The sequence below is a fragment of the Lacrimispora sp. 210928-DFI.3.58 genome (assembly GCF_020554865.1).
In the GTDB taxonomy this organism is placed as follows: domain Bacteria; phylum Bacillota; class Clostridia; order Lachnospirales; family Lachnospiraceae; genus Enterocloster.
Genome location: NZ_JAJCIC010000017.1, coordinates 56,756 through 68,833, shown reverse-complemented (window position 1 = coordinate 68,833; position 12,078 = coordinate 56,756). Strand labels below are relative to the sequence as shown.

The window sequence follows — 12,078 nt, the reverse complement described above, 5'->3', positions numbered from 1 at the left end:
GGTAGAGAGTTGCAGAAGAAGAATGGTGATATGATATATGGAAATATTTTCCAGTCTATAATCTGGTTCACAGTACCGCTGCTGATCGGAAATTTTTTCCAGCAGCTGTATAATACGGTGGATTCCTATGTGGTAGGAAACTATGTCAATACCAGCGCGCTGGCAGCTGTGGGCGCATCGACCTCTGTCATCAATATGCTGGTGGGCTTTTTTATGGGGCTGTCGGCGGGAGCCGGAGTCGTGATATCCCAATATTACGGTGCCATGAAAAAGCAGGAGATGAGCATGGCGATCCATTGCTCCCTGGCTCTGACAGGCCTGCTGGCCGTGGTGTTTACAGCGGCCGGGATCCTGTTTACAAGGCCTCTTTTGCGGGCCATCGGCGTGCCGGAGGAGGTGCTGCCTCACTCCACTCTGTATCTGACGATCTATTTTGGAGGGATCATATTTTCCCTGTATTACAATATGGGGGCGGGTATCCTGAGGGCAGTGGGGGATTCCAGGAATCCTCTGATCTATCTGGCAACGGCCAGCCTGGTGAATATTGCCCTGGATTTCCTGTTCGTGTGCGCCTTTGGCATGGGGATCGCAGGAGTGGGCATTGCCACGGTGATCGCCCAGGCAGTGAGCTCGGCTATGGTGTTGTACAAGCTGATGCACACAGAGGAGGACTACCGGGTGGAGCTTAAGAAAATACGCTTCCACAAGACGATGATTAAGAAGATCGTTTCCTTTGGCTTCCCCACGGCTCTGCAGCAGAGCATCACATCATTTTCCAATGTCATTGTCCAGTCCTATATCAACTTTTTTGGCACGGCAGCCATAGCGGGCTATTCTACGACCCTGCGCATCGACGGCTTCATGCAGCTCACCCTTCAGAGCTTCAATATGACGATCTCCACCTTTGTGGGGCAGAATATCGGGGCAAAGAAGTTTAAGAGGGTGAAAAAGGGGGTATATGCCACCTGGCTTATGAGCTCGTCGATCATTCTGGTGGGAGCTGTGATCGCAAACCGCTTCGGTTCATCGCTGATCAGCATTTTCACTGATGATGAGGCGGTGATCGCGAACGGAACCACGATGCTCCGGCTGTTCTCCTATGCCTACATGGCTCAGCCGGTCATCCAGACGCTAAATGGAGCTTTAAGAGGAGCAGGGCGGTCAAGGGTTCCCATGTATTTTATGCTGGGAAGCTTTGTGGTGCTGCGGCAGATCTACCTGATGATCGCAGTTCCCCTTACGGGAAGCCTGGCCATCGTCTTTGCAGGCTGGCCCATTACCTGGGTGGTATGTGCCATTGGAATGCTGATCTACTATGTGAAGGTGGATTGGCTTCCCAAGGAGCAGGAAGCATAGAAGGGCAGCCGCGGTGCAAAATGCGGGAACTCAAGCGGGCAAAGTCCTTGCCACGGCCGTCAATCTGTGTTACACTGTCTAAGCAAAATCAATATGCAAATGGCTTTATGCCGACTGGTTCGAGAACCTCCCAGTATAAAAAACTAGGCAGAATATATACCTTAACAGTTCAGACGGCGGGGAATCTATGAGAAAATAGCTGTCAAGCTTGCTTGTAAGGCCATTTTTTATAGATTTCCACACCGGATGGACATCCGTTGCTTCTTGTCCGGCCCAGCCGGGCAAGAAGATACCCGTCTGAGCTGTTACTATATACCGCGCTGTGTTTTGACAGAGTGCTGCTGTTGTCGTGCTTATGGGTTCTATGGCATGTACAAGAGCAGCTTTTTTGTATCATAGGAAACTCTTCTGGAGCTTCCTATGATACAAAAAGCCCGACCTGCAAGATGCACACGCTGCGTGAAGCAGGCAAAGCCCCTGGGGATTGAGGGGGTGGGGAGCTGAGGCGGGCTTGCCCGCTTTGTTCTTACCAGCGTTTTCTGCCTTTTGTAAGAGAAAGGAAGAAAAATGGAAAAGAGACAAGTGATCATTGACTGTGATCCCGGAATTGACGACAGCCTGGCGTTAATGCTGGCCCTCTCCATGGAGGAGCTCCAGGTGCTGGGGATCACCATTGTCTGCGGCAATTGTCCCGCAGATATGGGCTTTGCCAATGCGAAAAAGGTATTGAGACAGATGGGACGCCTGGATGTTCCGGTGTATAAGGGCGCCGAAAAGCCCTTAAAGAGAGCGTTTGTAAATGCCTTAGACACCCACGGGGCCGACGGATTAGGAGAGAGCTTTTTGCCGGAGCTTTCCGGAGAGGAGGCAGCTGTGCCGGAAAAGACTGCGCTGGACTTTATGGCTGAGACCATAGAGGCCACAGGCTGTTCTGTCATAGCCCTGGGGCCTATGACAAATCTGGCAGAGCTGGCTCTCAAAAAGCCGGAGGCTTTCCGGGCATTGGACGAGATCGTTTCTATGGGCGGAAGCTTTAAGAGCCATGGAAACTGCTCTCCCGTGGCGGAATACAACTACTGGGCAGATCCGGATGCAGCTGCGATCGTGTATGAGTCCGCCTGTGACATGGGAAAGAGGATCGCCATGGTGGGCCTGGATGTCACCCGCCGCATTGTGCTCACACCCAATCTGCTGGAGTATATGAAGCGGCTGGATCCGGAGACAGGAGGCTTTATCCAGGCCATCACGAAATTTTATTTTGATTTCCACTGGCAGCAGGAGCACCTGATCGGCTGTGTGATCAATGATCCTTTAGCGGTGGCCTATTTTGCAGACAGGAGCCTTTGCAGCGGCTTTGCAGCCTACACGGCAGTGGAGACGGGAGGGATATCCATGGGGCAGACTGTTGTGGATTCCATGGATTTCTACCACAGGGAGGCGAATTCCCTTGTGCTGACAGAGACAGATGCTCTCCGGTTCTTCCGCTTATTCTTTGGAAGGATATTGGGGAGAAAAGAGGAGGAGCTGGACCTCTTAGAGAAGCTGGTAGAGGAGGGAGAGGCATGAAAAGAAGGATCACCGTATTTCAGATCTGCCTGACCGCCCTGGCGGCAGTCATTAATGTGGCGGGAGGGCAGCTTGCCCTGACTCTGCGCCTCCCGATCTACCTGGACAGCATTGGGACCATCCTGGCAGGGGCGCTTATGGGCCCGGCCTTTGGCGCCCTGCCCAATCTCTTGAGCGGCGTGATCCTGGGGATGACCACAGACATTTATTCCCTTTATTTTGCACCGGTGGGGATGATCGTAGGCGTTATGTCAGGCCTTGTCTTCAAAATGCCTGTGGAGGGCAGGAAAAGAATGCTTGCAGCCTCCCTTCTCATCACAGTGCCGGGAACCATCGTAAGCTCTGTTATCTGCAGCGTGCTCTTTGGAGGGATCACCTCCTCCGGGTCCACCATCCTGGTGCAGCTTTTGGCAAAAACGCCTCTGGGCATGACAGCCTCCGTGTTCGTGGTGCAGATCGTGACCGATTACATTGACCGGCTGGTGAGTGTATTTCTGGTGTGCAGCCTCATGAAGGCCATACCATACGAGATGAAATGCGAATGGAAGGGGGAGCGGTAATATGGGAGTACCGGAGGAGCGCTACAGCCGGATCACCAATAAAAATCAAAGAGAGATCTGCCTGCTGCGGGGCTTTCCCTGTGCCTGGGGAAAATGCAGCTTCTGCGATTATATTGACGACAACGGAAGGGACGAGGCAGCTATGGTCTCCTTAAACCGCCAGGTGTTAAAGCGGGTGACAGGGGAATTTGGCGTGCTGGAGGTCATTAACTCCGGCAGCTGCTTTGAGCTTCCGAAGGAGACGTTAAAGGACGTGGAACAGATTGTCAGGGAAAAAAACATCGAAAAGCTGTTCTTTGAAGCCCACTGGATGTACCGGAAGCACCTGGCCCCCATGCGCAGGCAGATGCCGGTGCCCATCGTATTTAAGATCGGAGTGGAGACCTTTGACAATGAGTTCCGCCAGAAGGTGCTGAATAAGCATGCAGGCTTTACCGCCCCGCAGGAGGTGGCAGAGTATTTTGACTCTCCCTGCCTTATGGTGGGAGTGAAAGGCCAGACAAGGGAGATGATCGCCCGCGACATTGATTGCCTGAAACGGTATTTTAAGCTGGGAACAGTCAATGTATACAATAACAATACGACCCCGATCCGCAGGGATGAGGAGCTGGTGAAATGGTTCATGGAGGAATACCGCTGGCTTTTCGATGATCCGGATGTGGAAGTGCTGTATGAGATCACGGATTTTGGGGTGGGATGACATGGTGAAAGGACTTTGACATTTTGCAGTGTGTGCTGTAAGAAGATGCAGCGCAGGATGTGGAAGGTGAAATAGGACGGGCCGCCTGATACCCATAACGGATGCCAGGCGGCTTTTTCTGTCACAGGAAACCCTGACGGATTGTAACAGTTCACCGTTTTATCCGCTTTTCCACCCCTGCGATCACCTGATACAATCCCCAGGACATCAGGCACAGGATGGCAATGGAGGTCACGACCATTGTCATGGCAAAGGTCTGGGAGCCGTAGGTGATAAGATAGCCCAGGCCCGCTTTGGCACTTAAAAATTCTCCGATGATAACGCCTACCAGGCAGAGGCCGATGTTGACCTTCATATTGCTGATCAGCATGGGCAGGGAGCCGGGGAGAAGGACCTTGAGGAGCACATCCTTCTGGCTTCCGCCTAAAGAGCGGATCAGCGTTATTTTTTCAGTATCCATCTGCTCAAAACCTGTATACAAGGTCAGGATAGAACCGAACACAGCCACAGAGACAGCAGCCGTCACAATGGTCTTCATGTTGTTCCCCAGCCATACGATGAGAAGGGGGGCCAGGGCTGATTTTGGAAGGCTGTTTAAGAGCACCAGGAAGGGCTCCAGGATCTGGGCCGCACTTTTGCTGGACCACAAGAGAAGGGCACAGAGGAGGCCCAGGGCTGTGCAGATGGCAAAGCTTATGAGGGTTTCTAAGAGAGTAACGCCGGTGTGGAGAAACAAGCTTCCATCCTTCAACATGCGGACCAGGCAGAGAGCGATCATGGAGGGGGAGCTGAAAATGAAGCTGTCGATCCAGTTCATAGAGGCAGCCAGCTCCCACAATGCCAGCAAAAGGACTAAGAGCATCACGCGGCAGATCGCAACCTGGTGGCGGCGGCGCAGCTCCTTTTCCACAAATTCCTGCTGGGACAGAGATATTTTCTTATCCATAAACCTTCAGCTCCTTCCATACAGAATTAAAATAATTGGAAAATTCCGGGCAGTTGCGCCGTGCCAGAGGGCTTTTGCAGTCCGCGGGAAAGGTGATAGGTAAAATGGATTTGATCCGTCCGGGCCTGGGAGTGAGGATGATAATGCGGTCAGCCACACTGATGGCCTCTGACAGGTCGTGAGTCACAAGGATGGCTGTCTTTCCGGTTTTCTGAAGGATGGAGCCAATGTCATCACAGACTGTCAGCCTTGTCTGGTAATCAAGGGCAGAAAAGGGCTCGTCAAGGAGGAGGAGATCAGGCTTTAAGGCCAGTGTGCGTATGAGCGCCGCTCTCTGGCGCATGCCGCCGGACAGCTCCGAGGGCTTTGCGTGTTCAAAGCCTGTCAGCCCATAGGAGTCAAGCATCTCCAGAAGCTCCTCTTTTGTCTGGCCGTCAAGGCGCTTCTGGATCTCAAGGCCCAGGGCTACGTTGGAGAAAATGGTCCGCCATTCAAAGAGATGATCCTTCTGCAGCATGTATCCTGTGGCAGAGGGAGAGTCCTTTAAGGGCTTTCCGTCAATGAGGATCTCTCCCTGTTCCGGCTCTGTAAGGCCGCTTAAGAGAGATAAAAGGGTAGATTTTCCACAGCCCGACGGCCCCACAATGGCGATAAATTCCCCGGAGGCCACAGAAAAGGATATATCAGAAAGGGCCAGTGTCTCACCATCTAAGGAGTGGTAGGAATAGCTGACCCTGTTACATTCCAATTTGGGAATCATGAAATGCTCCTTTCATATAACATTGCGTTCCTTGCTTTATTATATGTCAAGGAGGGAAAACCGTTCTGCCAGGAGACCTTCTGCGGCAACAGTTCAGGGCGCCTGAACTGTTAGGGCGCCCTTCCGTTAATAGCTCCAGGTGACAGGAGTAGGCCTGGCAGGATCGAAAATGTCTGCAGCTTCAAACAGGTCTGTGAGACGTTTTTTCGCAGGATCTGTCTGCACCATGTCCTCATAGAGGCGGTAGCCGTCCAGATTCCTGCGTGCCATGCGCAGGTAGGTGGAACCCTTCTGTACCCAGCAGGGTTTGCTGGCATCCACATTGCAGAAATAGCGGAAGCCCTTGGAATAGAGGTAGGTAAAACGTGAGTTATCCTGACTGTAGGCATGCCAGTCAGAAATGTCATTGCCAAAAGGATAAAGGAGGATGTCCGTAGGCCCGATGAGGGATTCCACCTCCGCCTCCCATTTATCCGTATCTGTGCGGAAGCGCTCCTCAGAAATGGCAAAGCCCTCCTCCGGATCTTTTGCCACTCCCAGCTGAAGATGCCCCCAGCTGTGGGAGGCCAGCTCCCAGCCATTGTCCCTTAAGCACTGGGCCACCTGGGCAGCAGACTGCCTGTCCTCCTCATAGGTAGGGCTGCTGCTGTAGGAGGAGGCGGTGCGGTAGCCTAAAATGCCTTCATAACCTGTAAATGCAATGACGGCCCTGGCTCCTTTGTAGGAAAAGTCGGGATGCTCCTCAATGAAGTCCTCCAGAAGAGGGATCAGGTCATAGGAGCCAATGGACACAGAGCCGTCATCCATCACCATTTCGCAGGTGGGCTTGCCATCCTCCCCGATCACGATCCGGCTGGCAAAGCCATCGCCTTCCATGTAGGGGTAGTAGCAGACATCATCCTGGGACATGACAAAGGGCTTTTTGCCCTCCGGCAGCATGATATTTCCCCAGGAAAAGGATGTCTGACCGTCTGCGCCCGTGGATTCACAGGCAATGTCGTGGAGGCGGACCAGTACATAGCCCTTTTGGTACATGGCCTCTAAGATCTTTAAAAATTCAGCCTTTGTGGTCATAACGGAATTGTAGTTGGCAGCATCCTTGTCACCGTCAAAGGCCTTGGCGTTATCCATGATCAGGGAATGGAAAAATATGTGGGTGATCTCCTGCATATCGGCGGGAACAAGGGCAGCCTTCTCCGTTTCATAGCGCGTAAGGGCAGCCTGTATGCGTGAGTCAGACAGGTCGATCCCGCCGGCATGTTCCTCCGTGAGAAGGGCGGCGGCGCCGTCATAGTCATAGCCCATGGCAATGCGGTCAGCCTGGGCAATCAGGCGGTCCACTTCGTCCTGGGGCTCCCGGGAGGAGGGAGCGCTGCCGGAACCATTGGTTTCGTCAGGGCCTGACGCTCCGGTATTGCCATTTTCCCCGGAACCGCCAAAGCTGCCGCTGGAGCTTCCATGAGCCCCATTCTCTTTGCCCGCAGCCCCTCCTTCTGCCTGTATCAGCCGCTCAACGCTGCTTTGCGGCTGTTTTTTCAGCACAAAACGAAAAAGGCCGAAAAGCAAGGCCCCGGTCAGAACTGTGATGATAAGTAATACGATAAAAGTGGGAAGATGCCGGGACAGGCGGGCAAACTTCTGCCTGCGTCTGCGGGCCTGACGGCGTCTGTAATCTGATCTGCTCATAAATAAAAATCTGCTCCAATCGGTTAAATGTAATCCTAAACCTGCATGCGTCCAGCGGGCGGACGCGCCACCGCATCACGAAAGTCTGGTGGACGCATTTGGCATACCTGAATACATGCCGCCTCACGGCGGCAGGACTTTCATAGTAAAAAGCCCCGGTTCGGGGCTGGGAAGACAGCTGCACGCAAAGCCTGCGAAAAGGCGGCTGCTCAGGACAGCAGCGTCCTCATAATATGGGCATAGAGATCCTGGCTTTTGGACTTCCACTGGTTGCACATGGATTCTGCCTGGTCCTTGTCAGGGACAGAGAGCTCCAGGCTGATCAGGGTTGTCTTATTCTCCCGGACCTCGCAGTGGACAATATAGTCCTGGTGCGTGCCCTTATAGAAATCCGCGGTGGTGCCGACCTCCTCCCGCAGACGGAATTTGTTCTCCTTCAGATACTGGTCCATATCGCTCACAATGGCAGGAGAGATGTTCTTTCCGAAGAAATTCAGTGTTTCCTCCCCCTCCTTTGTGATATCGTAACGAGTGCTGTTGTGGCTGGCTTCCTTGCGCACAAGGCCTGCATCCTCCAGCTCATTTAAGGCCTGCTGCAGAGTAAAGTAGGTGGTGTACTCATGCTCTGTGAAAAAGCTTGTAAGCTGGGCGTTGGTGAGAGGAAAATTCACCTGCTTCAGCATATACAGATTCATCAATTTATAAAGGGTCATCGGCTCTGTCAGCATACAGTACACACTCCATCTGCATTTTTATTTATCATAACAATTTTAACCTTTTAAATCAAGCTGAAATGTGATATTATGTTACATAATTGGTGGCGCCCTGCCTCAGCGGCGCATGTCCATTTACGTTTAAGGAGAAAATACAGGTGGTACACTATGAGAGAACGGATTAACCGTCTTGCCAGGGGCATGATCGAGAATGGGGTACCGGAGCTTTTGCTGAAACCGGAGGCGGTGGAGGCGGCGGTTCCGGCAGGCCAGACGATCCGCGGGGAACTTACGGTAAACAGCGGAAACAATCTGCATATCAAGGGTCTGGTATATTCCAGCGATGAGCGCGTGCAGGTCCTGAACAATGCCTTTGGAGGGCTGCGCAACCGCATTCAATACGAGGTCAATACCCGGTACTGTGAGCGGGGGGACGAAATCAAGGGATCTTTTTACTTGGTCACCAATGGCGGTGAGAGGGAGATTCCTTATTCTTTGCGCGTTCAGGCATCAGGCCCTGCAGGAAATCTGGAGCAGCTTAAGACGGCCAGGGACTTTGCGAACCTTGCAAAGCGGGATCTGGAAATGGCTCTGCGGATGTTTGAATACCAGGATTTCACAGAAGCTCCCTTTATGCAGGACATGCGGGTGCGTACCATCTACGAGGGCTTAAAGGGCAGGGGCGGCAGGCGCAATCTGTTAGAAGAATTTTTAGTAGCCCTTCATGTGAAGGAGCCGGTGAGCCTGTCTGTAAACACAGAGGCCAGGATCTATGAAAATGTCCTGGAGCCCCTTGATGCCTGCCTTGATATCAGGTCAAGCGGCTGGGGCTATGTGTCCGCCTCCATTCAGACAGAGGCGCCCTTTATCCGCCTGGAGGCCCAGGGGATCACAGACAGGGACTTTGTGAACGGCCGGTGCCGCATTCATTTCCAGATACTTCCAAAACTCCTTCACAGGGGCAGGAACTTCGGAAGGATACGGATCACCTCCCTGAGGCAGTCATTTACCATTGAAATAGAAGCCGAGGGCGACTGCACGGTGGACATTACCGGGCGCGAGCATGACAGCGACAGTCATGGAGAACGGCTGGGGCTGTGCCGCTACCTGTCCCTGAGGCTGGATTATGAGACAGGGATCTACGAGCCGGCCCTTCTTCTGAACCAGATGATGAAGGAGACCGATGCCTTAAGATCCGATTATCCCAGGGACGAGCGCATCCGGCTCATGCAGGCAGAGCTTCTGATCTTAAATGGGCGTAAGGAAAATGCCGCCATGGCCTTAGACGAGGTCAGGGACAGCATTTTAAGGAACAGGGAAAAGCAGGTGGAGCTGTACTGCTACTACCAGTACTTAAGCCTTTCCATCCAGCCCTCAGAGAGCCAGAAGGAATCCCTGGTGCGCTATATCAAGAAGATCCTCTGGGAGGAGGAGGTAAGGGAGCCTTATCTGTTTTTGCTCCTTATGAAGCTGGACGGGACACTGGCCCAGAATCCGCTGGAGCTTTACCGTTCACTGGAGAACTGGTACCATAACGGCAGCAGCAGCCCCTTTGTCTATGCGGCAGCCTGCCGTCTGGTGGGGTCACACCCGGATCTCCTCACAAAGCTGGGGGATTTTGAGATACAGATGCTGCATCTGGGGGTCAAGAGAGGCATGGTGACAAAGGCCATGGCCTTAAAGACCGCCAGGTTCATGCTGGGGCTGAAATATTACAGGAAGCTGGCTGAGCGCCTGGCTGTGATGCTCTATGAGCGTTATCCTGAGATGGAGCTTTTGGAGGCTATCTGCAGCCTTCTCATAAAGGGAGAGCAGAAGAGCAGGGAGGCCTTTGCCTGGTACGAAAAGGCCATGGGCTGCAGGGTGAATCTCACAAGGCTTTATGAATATTTCCTGTACTCCCTTCCGGAGGATTACGGCCATCTGCTGCCAAAGGAAGTGCTGCTGTATTTTTCCTATGACAAGGATCTGGATAACCACAGCCGTTCTGTGCTGTACCGGAATATCCTGCTCTATATGAGTCCGTCCTCGGAGCTGTACCAGACCTATGTGCGCCATATGGAACAGTTTGCCATGGATCAGCTTTTCCGGTCAAAGATCAACAGCAGGCTGGCTGTCATTTACGAGCACATGATCTATAAGAGCATGATCGATGGGCGGGTGGCCCAGGTGCTGCCAGGCATTCTCAAATCCTGCCGCATTGTCTGCGAGGATCCGCGTATGAAGTATGTGATCCTCCGCTATGAGGAGCTGTGGGAGGAGGAGGCTTATCTGCTGGAAAATGGGGCCGCCTATGTGCCCATTTTCTCAGGCCGAAACGTGATCTTCTTCCAGGATTCCTATGGGAACAGATACCTGGATGTGAAGCACAGGAAGATCCCTGTGATGGAAAAATCCGAGCTTTTAGACAAATGCTATGAGGTTTATCCGGACCATCCCATGTTAAAGCTTGGGCGCTGCATCCAGATCATGGAGCACGGCGTGGAGGATAACAGCCAGGCAGAGCTTCTGGAGGATTCATTGGCCCAGATTCGGTTTAACCCGGTGTTCCGGAAGAAGATACTGAAGGCAGTGACGGACTATTACTGCCAGGCGGCTTCGGAGGTCAACTGCGCCTATCTGATCCAGATCGATAAAAAGCCCTTGGATCCACGCCAGAGGCAGCAGATCTGTGAAACCTTGATCAGCCAGAATTATATGCAGGAAGCCTATGATATGATCCGTGAATATGGCAGCCAGTACATCAGCGCCTCACGGCTCATGAAGCTGTGTGCAAAGACCATTCTGCAGCAGCTCTTTGACCAGGACGACCTGCTCCTCCATCTGGCCTTCCGGGTGTTTCGGGCAGGAAGTTTTGACAGCGTGATCTTAGATTACCTCTGTGAGCATTTTAACGGCACAGTGTCCCAGATGTATGAGGTGCTGACCCAGGGGGTAAGGGAGCATGTGGAGACATATGACTTAGAGGAACGGCTGCTCTGCCAGATGCTGTTTACGGGCTGCTGCGAGCAGATGGACTCTGTGTTTGATTTATATATGAACCGCAAGCAGACGAGGGAGAGCGTGGTAAAGGCCTATTTTACCCAGAAGAGCATCCAGTATTTTCTGGAGGATGCGCAGGTGGACGGACGCGTCTTTTCCTATTTAAAGAAGGCAGTGAGCACTGCCGGGGATATGGAGCGTGTGCCGACCATTTACCTGCTTGCGCTGACACGGTATTTTTCCACTCTGGAGAAGCTTGACGGGGAGGATGAGCATCTCTGCCGGGAGATGGCAGGGATCCTTTTGGAGGAAGGCCTTGTATTCCCTTACACAAGGGATCTATCCCGCCACATACCGGTGCCGGAGGATATCCTGGATAAGGCCATGATCGAATACCGGGGAAAACGGGACGGATATCCGGAGCTTGTGCTGCGCATTCTTCCTGAGGAGCAGGAGTTCCACACGGAGGATATGCGCAGGGTATACCAGGGGATATTTGTAAAGGAAAAGGTGCTCTTTGAAGGGGAAACCATGGAGTACCGCATATATGATTCTGTCCAGGGGGTAAGAGAGCTTGCCGCCCAGGGAAGCGTCCAGTGCGACCACAAGCTGGAGGGCCGGGAAAACAGCCGTTTTGCCTGCTTAAACCGTATGGGCGCTGCCTTAAAGGAAAAGGATGATAAAAAGCTGTCTCAGGCAATGGAGGATTATCTGAAGAAATCAGCAGCACTGGGACAGCTGTTTCCCATTGAATGATAGGGAGCGCTTCCTGAAGGGAGGGCTCAGGATGAAAAAACGGAGGAGCTGTC

The 12,078-nt window shown here is 52.8% G+C and carries 9 protein-coding genes and 1 riboswitch; of the genes, 5 read left to right on the top strand and 4 right to left on the bottom strand.

Annotated elements, in window-relative coordinates; translation table 11 throughout:
- Window positions 1-30: 30 nt before the first annotated feature.
- The 4 genes from LIZ87_RS11935 to LIZ87_RS11920 all read left to right on the top strand — a co-directional run bounded on the left by LIZ87_RS11935 (window position 31) and on the right by LIZ87_RS11920 (window position 4,182).
- The gene (locus tag LIZ87_RS11935) at window positions 31-1,356 is read left to right on the top strand and encodes an MATE family efflux transporter (RefSeq protein WP_227147257.1); all 1,326 of its coding nucleotides are present in this window, start codon (window positions 31-33) and stop codon (window positions 1,354-1,356) included.
- Between the two features lie 108 nt (window positions 1,357-1,464).
- A riboswitch (PreQ1 riboswitch) is annotated at window positions 1,465-1,509 on the top strand.
- A gap of 414 nt (window positions 1,510-1,923) precedes the next feature.
- A complete protein-coding gene (locus LIZ87_RS11930; protein ID WP_227147255.1) occupies window positions 1,924-2,922 on the top strand; it encodes a nucleoside hydrolase in 999 nt (332 codons plus the stop codon).
- The gene (locus LIZ87_RS11925; RefSeq protein ID WP_227147253.1) at window positions 2,919-3,482 is read left to right on the top strand and encodes an ECF transporter S component; all 564 of its coding nucleotides are present in this window, start codon (window positions 2,919-2,921) and stop codon (window positions 3,480-3,482) included. The genes LIZ87_RS11930 and LIZ87_RS11925 overlap by 4 nt, the downstream gene beginning before the upstream one ends.
- Before the next feature lies 1 nt (window position 3,483).
- On the top strand, window positions 3,484-4,182 hold the full coding sequence (locus LIZ87_RS11920) for a radical SAM protein (protein WP_227147251.1): 699 nt from the start codon (window positions 3,484-3,486) through the stop codon (window positions 4,180-4,182).
- Between the two features lie 151 nt (window positions 4,183-4,333).
- On the opposite strand, the gene LIZ87_RS11915 is transcribed toward LIZ87_RS11920, so the two are convergent.
- The 4 genes from LIZ87_RS11915 to LIZ87_RS11900 form a co-directional block, all read right to left on the bottom strand.
- Entirely contained in the window at window positions 4,334-5,128 is a 795-nt protein-coding gene (locus tag LIZ87_RS11915) for an ABC transporter permease (RefSeq protein ID WP_227147249.1), read from the bottom strand.
- Window positions 5,121-5,888, bottom strand: a complete 768-nt coding sequence (locus tag LIZ87_RS11910) for an ABC transporter ATP-binding protein (RefSeq protein ID WP_178315761.1) — start codon at window positions 5,886-5,888, stop codon at window positions 5,121-5,123. Before LIZ87_RS11910 ends, LIZ87_RS11915 begins: the two co-directional genes overlap by 8 nt.
- A gap of 126 nt (window positions 5,889-6,014) precedes the next feature.
- Window positions 6,015-7,574, bottom strand: a complete 1,560-nt coding sequence (locus LIZ87_RS11905) for a polysaccharide deacetylase (RefSeq protein WP_227147247.1) — start codon at window positions 7,572-7,574, stop codon at window positions 6,015-6,017.
- A gap of 209 nt (window positions 7,575-7,783) precedes the next feature.
- Window positions 7,784-8,302, bottom strand: a complete 519-nt coding sequence (locus LIZ87_RS11900; RefSeq protein ID WP_178317339.1) for a DUF4364 family protein — start codon at window positions 8,300-8,302, stop codon at window positions 7,784-7,786.
- 153 nt (window positions 8,303-8,455) lie between these two features.
- Here LIZ87_RS11900 and LIZ87_RS11895 point away from each other — a divergent pair, with 153 nt between their 5' ends.
- Window positions 8,456-12,025: a DUF5717 family protein gene (locus tag LIZ87_RS11895; RefSeq protein WP_227147245.1), complete on the top strand. Its 3,570-nt coding sequence runs from the start codon at window positions 8,456-8,458 to the stop codon at window positions 12,023-12,025.
- Window positions 12,026-12,078: the final 53 nt, after the last annotated feature.